General features: G+C 43.0%; 7 protein-coding genes and 1 pseudogene. 1 reads left to right on the top strand and 7 read right to left on the bottom strand.

Translation table 11 applies throughout. The features are described from left to right. Positions 1-128 precede the first annotated feature (128 nt). The 5 genes and pseudogenes from C6H66_RS17225 to C6H66_RS27490 all read right to left on the bottom strand — a co-directional run bounded on the left by C6H66_RS17225 (position 129) and on the right by C6H66_RS27490 (position 19,373). Positions 129-449 carry a phage holin family protein gene (locus tag C6H66_RS17225; protein ID WP_105396218.1) on the bottom strand — a complete coding sequence of 107 codons (321 nt, stop codon included), beginning with the start codon at positions 447-449 and terminating at the stop codon, positions 129-131. A 52-nt stretch (positions 450-501) separates the two neighbouring features. After that, a complete protein-coding gene (locus tag C6H66_RS17220) occupies positions 502-4,938 on the bottom strand; it encodes a SpvB/TcaC N-terminal domain-containing protein (protein WP_105396217.1) in 4,437 nt (1,478 codons plus the stop codon). Positions 4,939-4,995: 57 nt separating this feature from the next. Continuing rightward, positions 4,996-10,476, bottom strand: a complete 5,481-nt coding sequence (locus tag C6H66_RS17215) for a Tc toxin subunit A-related protein (protein ID WP_248000711.1) — start codon at positions 10,474-10,476, stop codon at positions 4,996-4,998. 61 nt (positions 10,477-10,537) lie between these two features. After that, entirely contained in the window at positions 10,538-12,274 is a 1,737-nt protein-coding gene (locus C6H66_RS26900; protein ID WP_248000710.1) for a Tc toxin subunit A, read from the bottom strand. Positions 12,275-12,747: 473 nt separating this feature from the next. After that, positions 12,748-19,373, bottom strand: a pseudogene (locus tag C6H66_RS27490) (Tc toxin subunit A-related protein). A gap of 975 nt (positions 19,374-20,348) precedes the next feature. Between C6H66_RS27490 and C6H66_RS17200 the strand changes: the two are divergent. Next, complete coding sequence (locus C6H66_RS17200) at positions 20,349-21,068, top strand: class I SAM-dependent methyltransferase (RefSeq protein WP_105396215.1); 720 nt, start codon at positions 20,349-20,351, stop codon at positions 21,066-21,068. A 463-nt stretch (positions 21,069-21,531) separates the two neighbouring features. Here C6H66_RS17200 and dtpB read toward each other — a convergent pair whose 3' ends face one another. Further along, positions 21,532-22,992 (bottom strand): dipeptide/tripeptide permease DtpB, encoded by a 1,461-nt coding sequence (gene dtpB, locus C6H66_RS17195; protein WP_105396214.1) that lies wholly within the window; start codon positions 22,990-22,992, stop codon positions 21,532-21,534. Between the two features lie 323 nt (positions 22,993-23,315). Then, positions 23,316-23,834 (bottom strand): 4-hydroxyphenylacetate 3-monooxygenase, reductase component, encoded by a 519-nt coding sequence (gene hpaC / locus C6H66_RS17190; RefSeq protein ID WP_036779276.1) that lies wholly within the window; start codon positions 23,832-23,834, stop codon positions 23,316-23,318. Between the last annotated feature and the right edge of the window lie 7 nt (positions 23,835-23,841).

Raw genomic sequence — 23,841 nt, 5'->3', positions numbered from 1 at the left:
GGGTTGTTGTGTGTAATCCTTTCTGCAATCACAATTTTTGTCTGCATATTAGTTTTCTTACGATAGTGTAGTGGATAATTTTCCAGTTTAACTGGAGACAGATGGTTTGTTGTGGCAATGGGAATGCTTTATTGCTTTCCTCCATGATCTTGATGATGCGTAATGAGGCGGCGCCAAAGCCAGTTCAATCCGGTACTGCCTGTTGTGCCGAATAGACCTGCAATCGCAAAAGTCATATAGATGCCGCCGCCACTTTCAAAACTCAGCAATCCTCCCAGTACACCGGTAAAACAGGAGATGATGAGTTGACAGAATACGTTGATCCAACTCCATTTATATTGTTTGTTTTGCATATCAATGAGGTACCTTACGAGTCCGCCCCAGGCCGCAATAAAACCAATGATCAACCAGATAATAAGTTGAGTGTCTGACGGTATTATGAGCAACACCTTTCACCTCTATCTATGTTTCCCGCCTGTCAGCCAGGCGGGATTGATCACGTTACATCTTTACCTTCTTCACCTCAGCGGCTGTGTCATTTTCATCTTCATTGACAGTAAACCAGGGAGTGAACAAGGTTCGACGGAACCAACCTTTTGCGGTGATAACCTTGATTTCTCGACCTATGGGATCATAGACATGGGTATCTGCATAAGCTTCTTTTTCCTGCCGGGCACTATCATTGCTGACGTATCGCCAGTCATTGAGGAAATAGGGCTGATAGGTACGTATCGGTTGCCCCTTATTGTCATATTCCGTTCGTCCAGTCACTGCCCAACGGTTCTCAGTATGCTGGAGATTTATAATCAAAGAGCCGTCTTCATTGCGTTGCCAGGCCATGCCTGCCTCATGTCGGGCAGCGGCTTGCAGCAAGCGGCCAAAGCCATCACTGAATACCACCTGTTGACGGATCTGTTGCCCAGTATCGTGATCATAACGATCCGTAGTCAATGTCAGGTTGTGAGGAGGTAAACGGGAATTGTCGTTCAACAAGTTAAATTGCTGATGGGTTGCCTTTTGGCTTTGTACCCAGCGGCGATAAGCCAGTGGGCACAGGCGTCCATCTTCGGTGATGATTCGGGCGTTATATAACTTTTGCCGGTCTTGCTCTGCCAGTCTATTGAGGGTCTTCTGACTTAATACTGGCATCCAACTTTCTGGTGCGTAGACCTGACACTGTGCTACAGGGAGCGGTTTTTTTAACTCAATAGCGGTATTAACATCGGATGGTGGAGAAAATGATGCTCTTTCCGGTGAGGAATAACCTGTCATCTTGCCGTTTTCAGTTCCCCAAAAGCGCAATGTGATTGGTCGGCCCAATGCATCCAGTGTGATAAGGTGCTGATTGTCATTGATATCGGTGAGTTGCACCGGGGTCAGAAAACGCCAGTCATATCTGGCTGAGGTTGTCAGTCCAGCAGCATCCCGGGTTTGTACCACAACGCAATAGTTTGCATCCCAGATGAGGGTGATTTTACCGGTGAGTTGGGTGTTGCTCTGTTTTTGCGGGCGCCAGAACTGTGCGGCTGTACCGTAATCGGTATAGCCGTGATGGGCTACCCAAACTTTATCTTCTCCAGTGCGAGGGAATAGATAATTTGTTTGCTGATATCCGGCTTGCTCCAGCGTCGTTGATAATTTATCGGACGGGATGCTTCCATTGAACGCCGATAATGTGGACTGATTGAATACCGTTGTCTCGGTAAAGGCAATTAGAGCTTGCCGTGTTGGTGTTTGCAATGGCGCCGCGTTTTGCCCGTCGGTATAAACGATTTGTTGTTGGCCGAGGTATTCACGTGGTTTATCGTTCGCGATCAGGCTATCTTTATCGCTCAGTAGTTCCAGATTTAAACCACCAGCAGGTACATTTTCAGAGTCATAAGTAAAGATATCACTGCGGGTACTATCCGGTAATCCCAACACTCGAACGGTATTGTTGGTCAGATGATGCCAACTGGATTGTTGATAGGTGAGCCGTAATTGGCGTTGTTGGTCATCATAGCTGTTGGCTAACAACTTATCAGGCAATGTATCAGGATACAGATTGATTGCCGGTTGCCGGCGGCGCGGATACTGTACCGAAAGCTGTTTTAGCGGCTGACCAAATAGATCACTGGATAGCGTAATATTTTGACTGCATTGCGGGTCGCCGGCGATACGTTCGTAGTGATAGTTGCGGCTTTCAACTACAGATGACCAAAGTACAGGGTATCGGCTGTCGGTATGCTGTAATCGACGTACCTGTGAACGAAATTCAGTGACAGTATAGGGAACGTGTTTATTGGTACTATCGTCCAATCCGTACAGTTCACTACGTAGCAGTTGACCTTTCAACGCGCGGTTGAACCAGTACCGACTGTTATCATCTTCCGGTGTTAACAGAATATCTTTGCCATCTTGCCAAGTCGTAAAGCGTGGTGAGAAACCGACGAAAGCTTGATCATCACCACGCCAATACTCAGTTGATAATGCGTTATCTATCACCGGCAGTCCGGTGGCATACCAGTTTTTGGTCAGCGCCGGTGGCGTGCGTTCTGGCGCGTTGCCTTGAGCCAGTTGATGGCTGTCTGTCTGCTCTACATAACCAAATCCGCGAAATTCCCGCTCGCGTCCGTCCCATGCGCCACGAGCATAACGCAGTGTTGTGACTAATTTGTTGCCGCTGATTTCATCTTCTGTTTCCGTTTGCCATAGGGTGTGGACCGGGAAGGGGAGATAGCAAACCGGTGTTTGTCCGGCAGTCAGCGCCGCGGCTTTTTCATCCAGCCAGAATTGGGAGGAACTGCGGTAACGCAAGGTGTGATGGACCCCCATATTGTTGTTCATTTCATTGAGTAACCACGGCTTCATGTTGGTCAGATCGCAGCGCCAGTGATGGGGAGACATATGCGGCACGCTCAGTATCAGGCTGGCGACGCCTAATCCTTGTACATCGGCCATTTGTAACTGACAGGTATGATCAAAACGCAGACCTTCCGGGAAGCGTAATGTCACTGGTTCAGCAAAGCCATTGCCACTTTTGTTCAGGAAGATATCCAGACGGTTTGTATGAACATAAATCAGATCCGTTGGACCGCTGCCATCCAGATCGGCCAGATAAACTTGAGCCGGGTTAAACTCGGTTGCTGGCTGGCTGAATCCCGGTAAGGTAATGGGTTGACCAAAACGTCCGTGCCCCAGATTAGGCCAGCAGGTGACTTTAGCCGCGCTCACTTCAACCAGATGCGCCTGACCGGAACCCAATACATCACTAAACGCCACTAACTTACGCGGATCGGCGCCCGGCACTGGCAGTGTGACATCACCGGATTGCACCACATCTTTCCCTTTGGCAAAGCCGTCGCGGGTATTGGCATATAAACGCACGCTCTTAGGGCCGATCAGCACCAAATCGGATAGCCCGGCTCCCATTAAATCGGCGAGTTGTGCGCGCGGATGGGTATATTCCACCGGCAGAGCGTTGAGTGGGGTAAAACGTGTCCAACTGCCATCTGGGCGTTGGCTATGATATCCCCGTAATCCTGGTCCGGTGATAACCCAATCAAGTTGGCCGTCTCCGTTGATATCTATCAGCGAGGCGTTACTTTGTAAGGAAGGGATAACCGATAAAGGTTGCATCTTTTCCCAAGTGACAGCATCTGGGGTACTTTCTGCCTGACGCTGTGCAGAACGGTACCACCAGGCGCCTTTATCCTGATATAGCAGGCCCGGTAATCCTTCGCCTTTTAGATCAACCAGTTGCCAGCTCTGAATGGCATTGAAGTTTGCCAGTACATCCATCGGTTGCCAGTGAGCGTTATGTCGCGGTGAAAAATCCTGATATGCCAATTCTAATGGCGGCAGGGTGACGACATTACCATCTTGCTCGTGTCCCACTCGACGAACGAATACTAGCGTGCTGGCTATCGCGCTTTCGTCGTAATTGAGTATCAGGCGTGAAACCAGCGTTGGTCCGTTGTGTTCTGTTATCTTACTATCCAGTGCTTGCAGGTGATGGTACATCAATACCTGACGGCATAAGCGGCGGGTACGAATCTCAAAGCCATATTCATAACGGGAAAAACGGTCCTGACGACAAAGCCAGCTACCTGTAGTCGAAAATGCTGGTGGCGTTTTCAGGTTGTTACTGCGTTCGCCGTAATCAAATACCAGATAGAATAACCAATCTGCTTGTGATGGGGCGCTGCCATCCAGACCGGGTAACGTTTCGCAGGCTGTACGGTTGCCGTAATACACGATGTGTAAATAACGTTGCGCTGTAGCCTGTAAATGGTGCGTAATTTCATCTGCTTCGCAACCTGTGTCATCTTCGGCGCGATATTGATAATAAATTTGTTCGCCACGTGATGATACAGAGGCTTCCAGCAGCCATTGTGCTGTTTGTGTAGTTTGTGTAGTTTGGGACGGGTTGCTAATCCGCGCTTGCGGTGATTTACCCAGTAGATGCATCTGCCCATCTGGGCTATATATCAACCAAAAATCTGTTTTGCCGGTTGTCTTGGGCTGCCAATATTCTAATCGGCTGAAATGGCTTTCCAGACGGGAACGGTAGCCGGTGACAGTAAAGGTGGCGCCTAAATTGATACCCTGTAATGTGGATTCGTCGCGGGATTGATCCGCTACCACCAGCACTTCGCCTTCTGGCCCCAAAAAGGTATCGGTTTCGTCATAATAGGGAACGCCAAAATGGGTGCGGCGGCGAATAGTCATAACGTTGCAATCCCATCCCAGACCAAATGGGCTGTTACCGGCGCCGCTGTTGTAATTCAGTGTGAGTGCGGGAGCATAACCGCGCCCGGCAGAAATAGGCAATGGTAGAGATAGCGCGGCCATACCATCCGGGCCAGTGGGGGTTAATGCTTCACCCATTCCCGTGATAGCGCCCCCCCCTTTGGGCAGTGACAGTTCCGTAATACTAAAATCTTGTGAATTTTGCATGAAAGACTCCTTTGCAGGCCCCGCTTAGGGGCCTGTTTTAGCACTTAATTGAAATCGTTATTGGCGAATGGTGTAGCGAATATGCAGAATGATGTCGCTTAGACTCTCCAGCATGGTTTTTTGTTTTTCGGTTGCATTCGGGAAGCTTAATGTCAGCGTACCTTTATCGATTTCGATTCCTTCAAACGGCAGGAATTTGCCATCGTTGAAATCCAACTGGAACTGACCGCTGTCATTCATTCCGTGAGAAACTGCCAGCGCTTTACAACCTTTGGCTAACCCGGTGGCATCTCCGCCATAAGACAGAATCGCTTGCACATCCTGATAAGGTCCTAACAGTGCCGGCAGGGTGACACTGATCTGTTTAATCCGGCGAACGTTACCGGCTCCACTGCTTTTTGGGTAATCGTTACGAATTTGTAAGTCAGCTAACGAAATAGATGCTTGCAGAGAAGTTTGAGCATTTCCTGTACCAAACTTCAGGGTGTTATTTCCGGTACCAAAGCTCGGTGTGTTATTTCTGCTACTGGTAGTGTCTGGTTTCTTATTCACCAGTTCTGCAATTTTCTCGGTCAGAGAAAATTGGCCTTTCTCTTTATAAACTTCTGCTAGTGAAACGGTACGTTCTACCTCCAGTACGCGTTGCTCCTGTTTCAGGTGGGCATCTTCCATTTGTGCCAGATTCAGCATTAAGGTTTCTCCCGCCAGCAGACCGGCATGGGTTCCCTGCCAGGCACCGGGCTTGATAAAGCGTGCTGCGGCATCGTTAGTCTCCCAACGATAGGCCATTTCAGCCATCAAACAGCGAGCTACTGTTAAATCATAGAACTGGAAGTAAATGGCGGACAGCCGACCACGCAGCCAGTTGTATAATGCCTGATTGCTGAACTTATGTTGCAGGAAAGTCAGTTGTGCGTGCGTCTGCTCTTGTTGGGTTTTCAGGCTGGTTTTCTGCAACACGGCGGCTTCACGGCGTACGACTAATGATTGAAGTTGAGCATCGATTTGTTTCAACTCTGCATCAGCGTTGTTACGCTGGATTTTCCACTCCTGTCGACGCCGACGGTAGGCTTCAGACTGGCTGATTTTATCCGCTTCGGTGCTCATGACACTGGCGGAGAATTCCATGACATTGCCTGTGGCTTGGGCGATTGCCCCCCAATGGCTACCGCCATCAGCGAAGCCGAAGATGTTGGGAGCCAAATCAAGTGCTGCGCCTGCCAGATGTGATGCTTGAAGTGCAGTAGAGATGCCTGCGACGGAGGCTCGCAACGCCATTGCCTGTTTTTCACCCGCGTTGATGTCTTCATCGTAGAATTTGCTGTAGCTATCAAAACGCGATTTAGCTCCGGCGCGGGTTTTTTCTAGTACAGTTTTTTCAGCATCCAGCTCTTCAATGGTTTTGTCCTGTATGCTGAGATTGGTTAATATCAGTTCCGCCGCTTGATTCTGCAACAGCGTGTTTAATGCTTCCGCATCCTGACGTTCGATAATATTTTGTAACGTGGAACCGAATTGGGTTAGCTGGCTGACCATACTGCGGGCGTTTTCCAGCATATGTGGGAAACGCCAAACTGATATAAACTCTGACGGAAGATTGCTTCCACCTTGTGAACTGGCGACGGCGGCGCTGAGCAGCGCTTTTGGATCTGCCGGTGTCGCAAAAATAGGCAAATGTAAAGGTTGACCATCAATAGAGAGGTTATGGCGCAGGTTATACAGCCGTTGTTCCAGTTTCTGCCAATAGCTCAACATTACTTCATTGACCTGTGGCAGGAAAAGATCTGTGTTGCTTCCATCTTTAGGCTGGCCTTGTCGTAAATCTGCTATTGCTTTGGCATGTGCCTGTTGTTTTTCAAGATCTGCGGCCTCTTTTAGCTCTGGATCACTCCATGTTGAACTGAGTAATAAATGAGGTTTATCGCCTAATAGATGCAGTGCCTGCATATACCACATTTTGGCTTCGGCGAGTGTGTCCCGTTCCAATTGGCGGTAGGCGTAATCTCCCTGTTTGATCAATAGATCAAGGGTGCGCATAAAAGTAGCGACTTTGTAGTGCATTGGATCATGTTGAGCTATGGCATCGGGATCAAATGTATCCAACGGATCATCGTTCCAACTGGTGTCTTCTTGTAATGGGCGAACATTCCAGCGGTAATGCTGCATTTGACCATTGACAATATGTCCAGATGGATTCCAGACATATTTCAGCCAACGGTTAGCCTCATCGAAGTTTTGCTCGTGAAGTAAACGTTGAGCGATCAACATCGGGGTATAGTAGAACAGTTCCCAGAAATAGAGGCTGTTGGCGCCGTTGAAGTCCATTGGTTCTGTGTTGTCCGATGTGATAACAACATTAAGATCTCGCTCTGTATCCCAACTGGACTCTTTTGTAAATGTGGTCATAGCCAGCGAAGACTTGTTCTCGTCCAATATTCCGGATTTCAGTCGGCCTTTTTGACATTTCAGGTAGATACCTAATTTACCTGTCAGATTACGAAGAGACATAAACGGATCATAAGGTTCTATTGTTAACTGGGAAATTGGGACAAACAAAGTCACTTGTTGTTTGGTATCAGTCAGTGTACCGCTCCAAAAAGTATGATCCCCTGGTTCCTCACTTCCTATGTTCAGTACAAGGTCTGCCTTGCGATTTGTTCCATGTTTATCTGCATTGTATTTGGGTACGGTTATTGCGATATAAAATCCGTATCCTAATTGCGGCTCCTGAATGTTCTGAGTTTCCATACTTAGAATAGTATTAATCCCAGCGTTGGCTTGACTAATTAATTTACGGGCAAACAGGGTATTAAGGCGAGTACGATAGGCTCCCCATTGCATATATTGTGCCCCACTTGGATCGTGGTGAAGGGTCAGGACATCATTAATATTCGCTTTTTTGATAATACGAATACTGAAATGTTCTTCACCTAGATTACGTTGTTCTTTACCACTTTCAAATGCGTCAGCAGATGCTGTAAAGGTGATATCAATACTTGCTTCATTATTTTTAAATACTAGAGTGGAGACATCTATTTGGTCGAGATTATTAAACTGATAACACATTTCTTCAAAGTTTGGTGTCGGTTTAACTGAAACTTTGTCGTTCGCTGTATATAGTTTACTGTCTAATTCTCCATTCTCCTTCACTGTTTTCACTGTGATTTTAACGTTTGAATACTCAATTTTTGTATTAATAAATATCGGTCCAGAAACGTCAGTGTCAATACCACCGTGGTCATCCATATAGAAATATCTTGTAAATAGCTCTTCGTTTTCAAGTGAATTGATGATGTAGCCATCGTTACCACTGATATTAAGATCATCTTTGTTTTTAGGTATTTCTTTCGCCTGTTGTGGATCAGGGTTAGGGAACCAGGCTCTTGTAAAGTTAGTGGCACTATCCCGATAAAACAGAAGTCTTCCTTGACTAAGCTTACTTTCATTTCCTTCATATTGATAAACAGGGTAGATAAATTTTTTATTTGATAAATTATTTTGGTTAATACCTAGCGTAGTATAAATAATAAATTTATCACCTAGCTTGCCGTATTTCTTTATCAGATTGCACTGATTACGTTGTCGACCTTCATATCCATTGTGAATAATTCTTAACTTTGGTGAGATTTGGATTTTTGAGCCTTTTGGTTCGGGGCGGGTAATCAGAATATTCCCACCGTATACCATACTCAGGTAGCCCTCTCCCCAATCATAACCATTATTACTGTTTACTGATGAAGGGATTTCGTAGCTTTCTGCATAGCGGTTATTGACTCTTATGACATTGTTGGTATCAAACTGTTTATGAGCATTAAGTCTGTAACTTTCGGGTGTCATTTCCTCAGGAGACATATTGGAAGTGATATATAGCCCTTTTATTGGTGCTGTGTATGTGTTTCCTGTTTTTTCTGTGTAATTATTTAATTGCTCCTGTTTTTTATAAAACATAACCAGCAATTTATCTTTGCCTTGATAACTTGCACAATAGAGCCCTAACGCTTTATTCAGTTCTAAATTTAGACCAGATATTTTTTCATCTACATCAAAGGTAATTGGTGTATTCCAGGTGCCGTCATAACGAATATGTGCCAATTTCAGTTCATAATGATAGCTTGTGGTCGTTTTGCTTCCTTGTTTGACAGCTTCTCCTTCTGCTCGATTAGTTACCTTCTTCTGTTCCAGCCAGATAATATACAGGCGGGATTGGTAGACTACCGGGCGGATAGTATCTTCGTAGGGATTAATTGGGCAGTCAATTTTGTGCCACTCGCTCCAGGCATTAGCGGGGAATTTACCTTCGCTGAATTTATTGTGATCCACACTGCGCCAATAATATTGATTCACTTCTGTTTTGCTGTGCCCGATAAAGTAAGTTAATCCTTGGTCATTATTAATGTTGTCATGATAGGCGCTGACTACTTCCAGATTAGCCACTTGTTCGAATGATGTCAGATAAGATTTAAAAGCATCTTCTACGGTATCGGTATTCAATTGACTTTGGCTGATAGATTGCAGTAGCGCATCTATCATTTTTGTCTGGCCGATCCGCAGTGTTGGATCGATGTAGTTTTCAGGGTAGTAAAGGAGCTTAGTAATACCAGCCCAGGTGCTGTAGCGTTTGTTGTATTTATCCCAGTTAGTGAAGAATGAACGGCTAGTGACACTTGTGTCGGTATCTCCCTCCATATTTTTCAACGCGCGGTTAATATACAGTTGGATACTGGCGATAGCTTCCGCAATCTCCGTGGTTTTGATGGCTGAGGAAACTTGGTTATCGATTAATAGGTATTGATATAGATCATCACGGTCTTTAATTACCGTATGTTTTCTTTCTTCTCGATCTTTTTGGTTATGAGAATAAATATAGTATGTACTTAACGCGTCGCTGCGAGACTCATCCAAAGACGCATACAGGGCATTGGCTTTTTGGGTATCTAGTCCGGCGGTTAATATTGAAGCGACATTTTCCCATTGGGCATAATTAGCAGAAGATTCTATGTCTAATATTTTCGCCAGTTCAGAAACGCCTTGTGGAGAGATGTTCAATTGACGCGAGATGTTAATCCATTGCAATAGGCTGTCGATAGATGACCAGTTGGATAAACCAGTTTTTGCCTGGGTCTTGGCTTGTTCTAGTAGATTTTTATCAAGACTCATGGCGTTAGCCAATAGTTCTGCTGTTAATGTTCCTTTTTCAAGTTCGGTCAGTACAGAAGGGGCATTTTTATCTAGTGAGTTAATCCAGTCAGCAAAACGCATTAGTGACATGAGTGTTGATACGTCATGTGCCGGTATTGTCCCGGTTGTTTCAGTTGCTTTGGTTTTAATAACAAAGTGTTGCGGCTTTGTCACAAACAGACGCAAGGTGCTTTCGCTAAGGCCAGTAGAACGGTAAATCAGTGCTAGTTGTGCTAGACACTGGCAATACTGGACAGCTTGTTGGATTGAGTTATCTGATGCAGTTGTTCCTGTTGGTTCCGATGATTGAGTTCCAAAGGGATTTTTCCGCAACCAGTCCCAGAGTGTGTCTGCTGTCATTTTGTCTGCTTTGCCAGAGTTTAGTTTATCTGCCCAGTTCAGCACGGAGAGAGCAACATTCTCAGACGGTAATTGCAGAGCTGCGGAGATATAATGAGATAGTGTTTTTTTTCAGATTCTCCTCAACCTCTTGCAGATTCTTTTTGGCTTTGTTTAAATTTTCTTCCGATTTTGGCTGGTTTTCTTCCGCTTTTTTTAGCTCCTCTTTGGCTTTTAGTATTTTCTTGTCAAAATCTTGCAGACCGTTATATATAGTATCCAGTAAGTTTTGGATTTCTGGTGTCAGGGTTTTGTCATAGTTGGTGGTGGTCATCATAAATAGCTGATATACACTCCATTTTCGTGTACGCAGCCAATTGGTAACGGCATAGAGTTCATCAATTAGCGTGATTAGGTCAGTTTCATTGATCTCAGGTAAATCGGTTATTGTTCCTTTGCCTATGGCAACCAGTAGTAAACCCAACTCATTAATAGTTAATTGATGGGTATCTGCCAGTAATTTGGTTAGATCAGGAGAAGGAGAAAGGGTAATATTATCATCTTCTAAAATTGATATTTTGCACAATTTCAATGTAGTACCGGCATCAATACCGTAACGTTGCATATAGTATTTAACACGGAATGCTTTCTTTAATACTTCTGTATTAATATCCGGTTTGTCACGAAATTCATTGTATTGTGGAAGGGCCGGAGCTTCTATGATGTCATATATTTCATCATCTTTAGATCCTCCCGGTTGATATTTATTGGTACTACTAAGAATAATGCTTCGAAGAATGGTAAGGGGAAGTTTTGTTATCCGGGAGAGACGAATAATTTTGTTGAGTCTTAGCAGATAGTATTTAGCTGATTCTTCACTTTCTTCACTGTCCATCAGTTGATGTACTCGTGCGATTTCTTCCTTCTTAATAAATTGGTTGGCTTCTTGATCCGTCAAATGATAATAGTTTTTCAACTTTTCCGGTCTGATCATTAAAGAGGGCTTAATATCACCAAAGCTCAGCAGATAAAGGTTTTGAACGTTGTCTTCTGTAGTTGTGTTTGTCAGAATATTAAATAAATCAGGTGAGACAGAAGCATTAATATCCAAGAGAGATGTTTGATACTTTATTTTAGCAACGGTTGTTCCTGGGAATATACTTGATTGCTCAAATACTGGGGCTTGTAACTGAATAACCTTACGCACACGTTCATAGGCATCGTTATATGGCATCGAACTAGAATGGTGGAAAGTTGGTAGTATTGCCATTACGTCAGTATTTTGGCCTAATTGAGGCTGAGTCTTAATGTTGTTCAGCAATATGTTATTAGACAGAGAAAGTGTGGAAATCTCCGTATTCATATTTTTCTGGCTGAGTACCAATGATTTTAGATCTGGACGGCGTTTATCCAGATGATAAATAGAATCTTCGGCATGTAAATTTCGTGCCTGACGATAAAGTTCAGCCAGATAAGCCGCGGGAGAAAACATGGAAGAAATCGCGTCAGGGGCTGCATATTGACTAGCGCGATTGCCAAATCGGCTATTATAACCTTGTTGGTCAGTATGAGGTGTTGTCAGGGCAAGATGGACCGCACTTTGCAATTGAGGATTGGCACGTTTCAGAATACGGGCTTCATGCAGAAGGTTATCCTTTTGCACCTGCTGTGCTTCAAGATATAAGCTCTGGGTCTGTGACCATGAGAGTTTATCCTTCACTTTTTTGCGAAGTTCGTCAAAAGAGAGATGGCAAATATCGGTTAGATTATTAAAACTTGCACCTAACGCTTGTTGATATTCGGGCTTGAGTGTGTTCATGCTTATTCCTTTTAACTGTTGAGTCAATAAAACATTTACGCTGGCCTGAGTATTGTGGAGATAAATAAGGTTATTTATCTCTATCAAAACAAAGACAACACAGGTAACGTCTGATAGCGGTTTGAAATTAGGTTGAAAATAACAGTCAAATGAAAAACACCATTTAACTATCAACTATTTCGTAACGTTATTATTTATTTAAATGGCTGTTGTGATGCAATAACAAAAATTATAATTACATCACAAGTAATATAATTGATTGACAATAACCAAATGAAATAATTGTCTTTGTTACATATGGCATACTATGAAAAAGAAGAGGGTTGATATTTTATAGTAGGCAATCGGACGCACGAGAAAAGGAAATATCTCTGTTATAACCAGCGCTGGACAGGTTAAGAGGGCAGATTTGTATATTCATGAAAGGTTCAGGCCCCGTTTAGGAGCCTGTTTTTACTATTTGATTGAGATAGTTATTGGCGGATGGTGTAGCGAATATGCAGAATAATATCGCTCAATGCTTGTAACATGGCTTGCTGTTTGCTGGTCGCATTCGGGAAATTGAGTGTTAATGTGCCGGTATCGTTAATCGCTATCCCTTCAAACGGCAGGAATTTACCATTGTTGAAATCCAACTGGAATTGACCACTGTCATTAACCCCATGAGAAATTGCCAGTGATTTACAGCTCTCAGCTAATCCGGTTTCATTTCCACTATAGGCCAAAATGGCTTGTACATCTTGGTATGGCCCTAACAGGGCTGGCAGGGTGACACTGATCTGTTTAATACGTCGAATGTTGCCTACGCCATTGCCTTCTGGGTAGTCATTATGTAGTGACAGACCTGACAGAGAGATTTTGGCGCTAAGTTGGCCTTTTTCTAATGTAACGGGATGCTCCTCAACGGGTTCAGTTGTACTACCTGCTAGCAGAGCAGAAATATGTGTTGCCAAATTAAATGATTTTTCTGGTAGTGTTCCATAGAGTTGTGCCAGTGAAATAGTACGTTCCACTTCCAGAGCGCGTTGATCCCATTTCAAATAGGCATCCTCCATTTGCGCCAGATTCAGCATCAAGGTTTCACCGGCGAGCAGACCAGCGTGCGTCCCCTGCCAGGCGCCGGGTTTGATAAAGCTTGCCGCGGTGTCATGAGTTTCCCAACGATAAGCCATTTCAGCCATCAGACAACGAGCTACAGCCAAATCGTAAAATTGGAAGTAAATAGCAGCTAGCCGACCACGTAACCAGTGGTACAACGTTTGATTACTGAATTTACGTTGCAGGAAAGTCAATTGCGCCTGAGTCTGTTCCTGTTGGGTTTTTAGGCTGGTTTTCTGCAACACCGCAGCTTCACGGCGTACTGCCAGCGATTGAAGTTGGGCATCGATCTGTTTTATCTCTGCTTCGGCATTGTTACGTTGGATTTTCCACTCCTGACGGCGACGGCGATAGGCTTCAGACTGGCTGATTTTATCCGCTTCGGTGTTCATAACACTCGCAGAAAATTCCATGACATTACCTGTCGCTTCGGCAATTGCCCCCCAACGGCTGCCGCCATCAGCGAAGCCGAAAATGTTGGGCGCCAGATCAAGGGCAGCGCCTGCCAGACGCGATGCTTGCAGGGCAGTGCTGAGGCCAGCAATGGAGGCATGCAAGGCTATCACCCGGTTTTCACCCGCATTGATATTTTCATCGTATAGCTTTTTGTAGCTGTTAAAGCGTGATTGCGCTCCAGCTTTGGATTTCTCCAGTACGATTTTTTCCGCATCCAGCTCTTCTAGGGTTTTGTCCTGTATGCTGAGATTGGTCAATATCAATTCTGCCGCTTGATTCTGCAATAGCGTGTTTAAGGCTTCCGCATCCTGACGTTCGATAATATTTTGTAGCGTGGAACCGAACTGTGTTAGCTGGCTTACTATACCGCGTGCATTTTCCAGCATGTGTGGGAAACGCCACAGTGACATGAATGACGTTGGTAACTTGCTTCCACCTTGTGAGCTAGCAACAGCAGCACTGAGTAATGCTTTTGGATCTGCCGGTGTGGCGTAAATAGACAGATGCAAGGGCTGTCCGTCGATAGAGAGGTTATGGCGCAGGTTATACAGCCGTTGCTCCAGTTTCTGCCAGTAGTTTTGCATCACTTCATTGACCTGTGGCAAGAAAAGATCTGTCGGGTGGTTGTGCCGACTAATATCACCTTGTCGCAGGGCGGCCATTGCTTGGGCGTGCTCTTCTTGTTTTTCCGTTCTGGCGGCATCACCTAAACTTGGCTTACTCCACTCTAAACTGAACGGTAAATGAGGTTTATCACCTAATAGATGCAGTGCTTGCATATACCACATCTTAGCTTCGTTGAGTGTGTCCCGTTCTAACTGACGATAGGCATAATCTCCACGGGCCAGTAACAGATCGAGGGTGCGCATAAAAGTAGCGACTTTGTAGTGCATTGGATCATATTGTGCTATGGCATCGGGATCGACCGAATTCAGTGGATCATCGTTCCAACTGGTATCTTCCAATAATGGGCGGACATTCCAGCGGTAGTGCTGAATCTGACCATGTTCAATATAACCGGATGGGTTCCAGACATATTTCAGCCAACGGTTGGCTTCATCGAAGTTTTGCTCGTGTAGTAAACGTTGAGCAATCAGCATCGGGGCATAGTAGAATAGTTCCCAAAAATAGAGGCTGTTAGCACCGCTGAAATCCATTGGTTCCATGTGCTGATCGATAAAAATGGAAATATCAAGAAAACCCTTATATTTCTTAACGATTGTCTCAATATCATTTATCACGACTTTCTTATTATCAGCATTATTAACCAATATAAATTTTTGGTTAGCCAAATTAAACTTGAATAAGGCTGTTTCCCAGTTTTGTTGATCCTGATAAAACTTATTCTGATATTCTACTGCTATTTCGACGCGTTCTTGTGTATTAGCCCAAGGGATGAAAAGAGTGACGTTAGTTTCGGTATCAGTTAATATTCCTTTGTGATATAAGTTCATCAGTTTGTTGTCATTTCTTATATGAATTTTAAACCAACGTTCTCTGCCATGTACATTTTGATCATATTTAGGAAGAGTAAGATAAGTAAAAAATCCTTTCCCTAACTGAGGTTCTGGCAATTTCTGCGTTTCTATACTTAAAATAGTATCGATTCCGGCCGTGGCGCGATTAATTAATTTACGGGCGAACAGCGTATTAAGGCGGATACGATAGGCTCCCCACTGCATATATTGCGCCCCATTTGTATCATGGTGAATGACCAGAATATTATCGTCATTAGTTGTCTCTGATGAGGCGATCCTATACTGATTATTAACCCTTATGCTGCGATTGGTCTCAGTACTGGTATCAAACTGGTTACGAATATGAATTATGTCATCGCCAGGATTGAAATCTTCAAATAACATGTTTGAGGGGATACGCAGTCCTTGCATTAATACTTCCGGTTTTTCTTCTATTTCTATTCTTGCTTCTTCTATTTTTGCTATTAATATGCCTTCTGCATCATATTTTTTTTATTAATTTTTCTGTTTCTTCTGCTACTATCTCTATTTATTTTTCTTTCATATTCATTTGTTTTATCTTGTTTGCTATAAAATATGATCAGTAATTTATCTTCGCCTTGATAATTTGCACAATAGAACCTTGGTGGTTGCGTCATTAGCTCCTCTATCTTCTGTTGCATCTGTATTTTCGATTTCCTTTGGTCCTCTATTATTTCCTTTAGTTCTGTTATTGCTGGCTCCAGTTTCTCCTGCTCTGGTTTCTGCTCCAGTTGTGCCAGATTCTGCTCTGATTGTTGCAATATTTCCTTAAATTTTCCCCATTGCTTCTTTAATGACTCAGGTATTAAAACATCAGATACTTTGTCACTGACATCAAGGGTTATTGGTGTATTCCAGGTACTGTCATAACGGATATGTGCTAGTTTTAACTCATAATGATAATCTTTGACGGTTTGATTATTATCTGCCTGTTGAGCAATTTTCTTTTGCTCCAGCCAGATCAGATACAGGCGGGATTGGAAGATTACCGGGCGAATAGTGCTTTTATAGGGATTCATTGGACAGTCAATTTTATGCCATTCACTCCAGGCGTTAGCAGGAAACTTACCGTCGCTGAATTTATTGTGATCCACGCTACGCCAATAATATTGATTCACTTCTGTTTTACTGTGCCCGATAAAGTAGGTTAATCCTTGATTACTATTGGTGTTGTCATGGTAAGCACTGATGATTTCCAGATTAGCCACCTGTTCAAACGACGTCAGATAAGACATAAAGGCGTTTTCTACTGTATCGGTATTCAATTGGCTCTGGCTGATGGATTGCAACAACATATCCATCATTTTTGTTCGCCCGATGCGTATTGTCGGATCGATGTAATTCTCAGGGTAGTAAACGAGCTTAGTTATGCCGGCCCAGGTGCTGTAGCGTTTATTGTATTTATCCCAATCGGTAAAGAATGGTCGGCTGACGACCGGCGAAACTGCATTTCCCTCCATGTTTTTCAGTGCCCGGTTAATATACAGTTGGATACTGGCAATAGCTTCCGCAATCGAGGTAGTTTTGATGGCGGCGGAAACTTGGTTATCAATCAATAAGTATTGGTACAGGTCATCACGGTTTTTAATTTCTGCATCTTTATCTTTGTTGGCTATATAGTACGCGCTTAACGCGGCGCTGCGAGATTCATCCAGAAAAGTGTGTAGGATATCGGTTTTTGGGGTGTCCAGCCCGGCGGTTAATACTGCCGCTACGTTTTCCCATTGGCTATAGTCTGGGGGAGGTTCTGTGGTCAATACTTGTGTCAGTGTGGAAACGTCTTGTGGAGAGATGCTTAGTTGATGCGCGATATGAACCCATTGCAGGATAGTGTCGATAGATGCCCAGTTGGAGAAATTAACTTGTGCTTGAGTGCTGGCTTGCGACAGCAGATTCTCATCAAGATTCATGGCGTCAGCCAACTGTTTTGCCTCTAATGTTCCCTTTTCAAATTCGGTCAGTACAGAAGAGGCTTTTTCACCTAGAGAGTTAACCCAGTCAGTAAAACGTGTCAGCTTGATCAGTGATAATGCATTGTGTGTTGATGCTGATCCTGCGGTAAGACCAAAGTGTTGTGGTTTTGTGACAAACAGACGTAAGGTACTTTCGCTAAGGCCAGTGGAACGATAAATCAGTGCCAGTTGTGCCAGGCATTGGCAATATTGGACTGCTTGTTCTTCTGTTATAGCGGTTGATTGCTCTGGATTATGTGAAGCTTGCAACCATTCCCAGAATTTTGTTGCTGTCATTGCACCAGAGCCAGGTTTTAGCTGATCTGCCCAGTTGAGTATATAATAAGCGGTATTTTCAGACGGCAATTGCAGAGCGGCGGCGATGTAAGGCGAGATCTTCGACAGAAGATTTGCCTCGTTTTCGCTGCTAAAGTTTTGCAAACCATTGTAGACAGCATCTAGCAGGTTCTGGATTTCCGGCGTCAGGGTTTGGTTATAGTCGTTGGTGGTCATCATAAACAACAGGTACATACTCCACTTCTGTGTACGTAGCCAACTGGTAACGGCATAGAGTTTGTCAATCAGAGCAGCCAGGTTATCATCACTAATCTCAAATAAACTGGTTGATTCTTCACCTATGTTAACCAACAGTAAACTCAGCTCATTAACAGTTAGTTGATGGATATCTGCGAGTAATTTGGCCAAATAGAGATAAGAAATATTGGTTAAATTATTGATTATTTTTCCATTGTTATTGTCAAGATGGGTCATCTTTAGTAATTGATAAAGTGAAATATCATCGACATTAAAAGCCCGTTTAAGCACTTCTTTTTGCCAGCTATCGGCATTATTTGGGCTTAAATCAATCTCTTCATCATCCCAAATATGGAAATCCCGATCATTCAATGGTGGGGTATTAAATAAACGACTAAATTGATCAGGGCTGTGGCGATAGTAATTGTGTGAAATTGGCGCATTGCATAGTATCAATGCAGTTTCAGCGTTAATATTGTAACGCTGCATATAGTATTTAACGCGAAAGATTCTTTCTAATATCTCTGTGTTGATATCGGGGATATCACTCAATTCGTCGTATATGGTGGGGTCATATTCTAGGGTGATTTCTACAGGTTGAGATATTTTCTGATAAGTACTGCTAAAGGCAATATCTTTAAGGATTGCTGGTGCCATGTCTGTGGCCCGTGACAGAAGAATAATCTTATTGAGTCTGAGTAAATAATATTGAGCCGGTTGTTGGCTACCATATTCGGAATTCATTTCCTCATGTATTCGTATAATATTTTGTTGGTCAATACACTGGTTAACTTCTTCATCAGTTAGATTGTAATAACTTTTTAGATATTCTAGCGTTGCTATTAAAGAAGGCTGAATATCGTCAAAGTTTTTTTTATAAAGCCTTTTAATTTCCTCTTCGTCATCTGTGACCTTCTCCGTTAGGATATTAAATAGTTCTGGAGAGATAAAAATATTAATTCCCAACAGGGCCGTTTGATATTTCAGTTTAGCGATTGTTGTTTCTGGGGAGGTATTGAATTGCTCAAATATCGGAGCTTGTAATTGAATAACCTTACGTACACTTTCGTAAGCATCGTGATATGGCAGAGAGCCAGAAGAGCGAAAGATTGATAGCGCTTTCATCACATTAGTGTGGCCTTCCAGCCCGGCCTGCGCCTTAATCCCTTCCAGCAACACTTTATTAGATAGAGAAAGTGTAGAAACTTCATCATCCATATTTTGCTGGCTGAGTGTCAGTGATTTTAAATCAGGGCGGCGTTTATCCAGATGATAAATGGAGTTTTCTGCATGTAAATCCCGTGCTTGCCGATAAAGCTCAGTCAGATATGCCGCAGGAGAGAACATGGAAGCAACTGCGCCGGGGGCGACATACTGGCTGGCGCGGCCACCAAATTTACTGTTATAACCTTGCTGATCAGCATGAGGTTCTGTAATGGCAAGATGTACCGCATTTTGTAATTGGGGATTAGCACGTTTGAGAATACTTGCTTCATGCAGTCGGTTAGCTTTTTGTTCCGGTTGTGTCATTTCAGGGCGTTCTGGTGTGATTGTGCTCATGTTTATTCCTTTTAAATGTTAAATAAATAAGGTAGTTATGCTGCCCTGCGTGTCATGGATACAATAAAAAAGTTATTGATATTCATTAAAATAAGGCAGCAAATATGGCGTCTGATAACGGGTTGAAATAGGCTGAAAGTAACGGGTAGATAAAACGGTATCATTCGGTCATTAACTATTTCATTACGTTATTATCTATTGTTTCTCTAAATGCCTGCGGCAATGCAATAACAAAATTTATAATCATATAAATAATAGTTAATTTGATTAATGATAAGTTTATGAAATAATTGCTATTGTTTTGAATGGTGTTTTATGGAAAGTAAAGTGATTAATATTTTGTGATGAGCGAAGAGAATAATTATAAAAAACATTATTTCGACTGTTTTCTGGCCTCATTTTGGGCTGTTTTTAGGTAATTGTCATATGGCATTCAGTGAATATTTTTTCTTTTTTGTTATTATTTCAGTAATTATTTAGACTATATATTAGTCTGTATAAAGTAGTGATTTTCAATGAGTGTGGTTATTATTTTTTAAAATTATTTTTAGAATGATAATATACTCCATTAATTTGAAAATGCGGGATTCAAGTATATACAAAAAAATTTCCTGTAAAAAAAAAGGAATGTTGTGACTGGACTCAACATATAGATAATAATTATATACACATGGTTGTATTTGTGTCATGTTGATGTTGAATTTTTTTCATAATGGTATTTTGGAGGAGTGTGATCAATTTAAAGAAAAAGCAATATTGCAAAAATCAATTTATTATTTTAGGTCCTGTTAGACCTGTTTATTTAACTCAGTTATGTTTTTTCTTAGCAAAAATCGCCGTAAGCCCTTGTATCTTTAGAATTGATTGCAATATGACTGGAGCGAGTGAATGCAGCCAACAAAGAGGCAACTTGAAAGATAACGGGTATAGTCCTTTTTTGGTTATTACTAAACATACATGAATATGAGATGACAAATGAATACTGACTGGATGAATGAAGAGGTTTCAAACTTATTCGAACAATATGATGATTATTTGGAAGAGAGACTTGGGTACACGCCGTTAATTGAGAACCTTAAGGAGAGCTTGGGGCAAAACATATCGGTTCTTGATTACGGTTGTGGTGATGGGAAAGTGTCACGTCGGCTAATTGCTGGAGGCATAAAGACGGTAACGGGAGTAGATATCTCACAAACTATGGTGGACAAAGCTTCCAGCAACATCAATCGTGGCAATAGTTCTTATCATCAAATCAAAACCGATGTCCTTGACTTCAATGATAATACTTTCGACGCAGCTATATGCTGTTATGTGTTCATCAGTACTGGTAAAAAGTCTGATCTTTTAAAAATCGCTAAGGAAATTCATAGGACATTAAAACCTGGCGGCATTTTTTACGTATTGGATAATAATCCAGATTCTGCTGGGATTAAATTCAGTTCTTTTATGAGCGGTGATCTAAATAAAAAATACAATGATGGAGAAATTAAACCAGTGTATTTAGATCTGCCAAATGGAACTATTTTTAAGATTTCAGATACGCATTGGCATAAAGATACATATTACAAAATCTTGAGCGAGGCCGGGTTCAAAACTATTGAGCTTTTTGAACACAGTGACGCGGATGCTTTAAAGGATAATGAAGATCTACGATGTTACCCACCTTTTGTCATGTTCAAAGCGACTAAATTCTAGATGCACTATATTCTGACCGATGGAATTCCTTGCTTATGACAAAAATGTCAGTGAGGGATTCCACATGACTAGTTTCGAAGATGAAAAGTAAGTAGGTCTGAGAGAGTTTCACTGAAAAACCGGCACTCCAGTGCATCCTTTTCTTCCTGCGCCTCTTTTTCATTCATTTACTGTTTCTTGCCCTTTTAATGAGGAAAAAAAGCCATAAAACCAGTCGGTACGGGTTTTCCCTTGCTTAAATTATAATAACTTATAAGATATGCTGGCATTGCCAATGAAGCAGGTTCGATATTACTAAAGTTTTTCTTGTAAAGATCCTTGGCATTTTCTTCGGTAATTTCCTCCGTCAGAATATTAAACAATTACGGAGAAATAAAAGTATACTCCGCTCGAATAAAAGTGTTTAAACGAGCGGTATTTCCTCCTTTGGCGAGGTTTTTTATTTTAGATCAAATCATATTTTTTATTTTTCCTGCATCATACGGTTCAGCAACGGCACGGTGGCCGCCATAATGATTGCGACGATAAAGGTGGCAATACCAATTTTGCCGAATACGCTGGTATAGACTGGCAATGTTTGCAATGGGTCCGTAATACCTTTCGGTGCGGCGGTAAGGGCTGCGACATAGCCGCCAAGTAAGGAGGAAGTCGCTTGAGTTAAATACCACATCCCCAGAATAAAACCCATCAGGTACTGAGGAACGAGAGCCGCAATCATTGCCAGGCCCAACGCACTGATCATCAATTCACCGACGCCTTGAAAGAGGTAAACCAGAACAATAAACCAGGCGGAAGTTAAACCTTGTTCATCTGCAAACCACAAACCGGCAGCGGCGGCGGTCAGGAAACCTAAAGAGCATAGGAACATACCAACCGCAAATTTGGCTGGCATCGTCAGGTCCTTACCTTTAGCGCCCCAGTGAGTGTATAGCGCGGCGAGTATCGGGCTGGCGACAACGATCCAGAATGGGTTAAGGGCCTGGAAACTGACCGGGTTGATATTAAAACCAAGCAACTGATGGTGAACGTTGTGGATGGCGAAGAAGTTGAGAGAAGTCGGCATCTGAGCATATAGGATGAAGAACACAATAGCTTGAAGCATCAAAATGAAAGCAACAAACATTTTGTTACGGCTAATTTTATCCTGTTTGAGTGCTTCCCGGAAAAAGATAAACACTACGATGACAGATAGAGTAATCAGCATAATATTGGCTATTTTCACGTTGTGCATCAGCCATGCACAGACGTAAACCATCACAACACTTCCTGTCACGACTAGAAATAGGTTTGTGTAGTTGATTCGTTGATGGTCGGGTTCGGAACCAATATTACGCACGGTATTGCGACAGAAAATATAGACCAACAACGCGATAATCAGACCAATACCACAGATATTGTAGGTAACGGCGTAGCTAAATTTTTCCGCAATAACGGGAGCGAGAGCGAGTGAGAACAGCGAGCCGAGGTTGATTGACATGTAAAATAGCGTAAAAGCCCCATCCAGACGAGGATCTTTGGGGGGATAGCATTTAGACAGCAGGCTGGCTGGATTGGCTTTGAACAGGCCGTTACCAACGGCGATCGTTCCCAATGCGTAGAAAATTAAATTAGGGTGCAGGATAGAAAGGCCAGTCATAAAGTAGCCGATTGCCAGCACAATGGCACCCAACACAATGGTTCGTTTAGTTCCCAGTAAGTGGTCGCCTACATAGCCGCCAATAGAGATCAAACCAAAAACCAATGCGGCGAACGCACCGAAGGTAATAAACGCTTGTTCTTGGGAAAATCCCAATTTTTGTACAAAATAGACAGTGAGAACCCCTTGTACGCCGTAGTAGCCGAATCGTTCCCAAAGCTCGACGAAGAAAATCATAAAGAACGGCTTGGGTTGTTGTAATAAACCGATGGATACGGGTTTATTCATAGTTAATTGCCTCTGATTGGTTGAAATACACTCGGTAAATGTACAGTGACGTTCAGTGACATGATTTGTCGCTAAAGTGGTTTTCTTATGTACTTTATTCAAGTGGTCGGAGGACAGTAGATTATTATATGGTTAAAATATGTTCCCGGTGGCCGATCACACTAACATAAAGATATTTATATTGAATTTAATAGTATATTCATCAAGTGAATGCTAAAAATGATCAGGAAAAGAGCTGAATAGAGGCATTGACAAAGGAATGCTATTCAGGCCGTTCAGGGCCTGAATAGTGGAAGAACAATGACTGCCAGGAGGAGAGGCAGTTAAACTGCGGCAGCTTCAATTTCCAACATAACTGGACGGAAATTACGCTTGAAATAGATGAGGCCGTGGCCTTGTTCGCTTACCGTGATATGTCTAATCTGAACCAGATACACGTTATGCGTCCCCACTTCTTGAACCTGTTCAATTTCACCTTCAAGACTCGCGAGGGTGCCGGTTAACACTGGTTGACCTAATACCCCTTTTTGCCAGATATTCCAGCGAAAACGCTCTTCCATGCTGACTCCGGTCATACCGGCAAAGTGGCGTGCCATCAATTCTTGTTCGTGGTTTAAAATATTTACACACAGGCGGCCATTTTCCTGAAAAACGGTATTCATAGCACTGTTTCGGTTAATGCATACCATCAGCGTGGGTGGCGTATCGGTGATCGAGCATACCGCTGTGGCAGTGATACCACAGCATCCCGCGCGGCCATCGGTGGTGACGATATTCACCGCTGCTGACAGACTCGCCATCGCATCCCTGAAACGCAGGCGATGTTCATTTTCTACAGACATATTGGCC

This window comes from Photorhabdus hindustanensis (genome assembly GCF_002968995.1).
GTDB lineage: Bacteria > Pseudomonadota > Gammaproteobacteria > Enterobacterales > Enterobacteriaceae > Photorhabdus > Photorhabdus akhurstii.
This window is presented reverse-complemented; position numbering and strand designations above follow the sequence as displayed.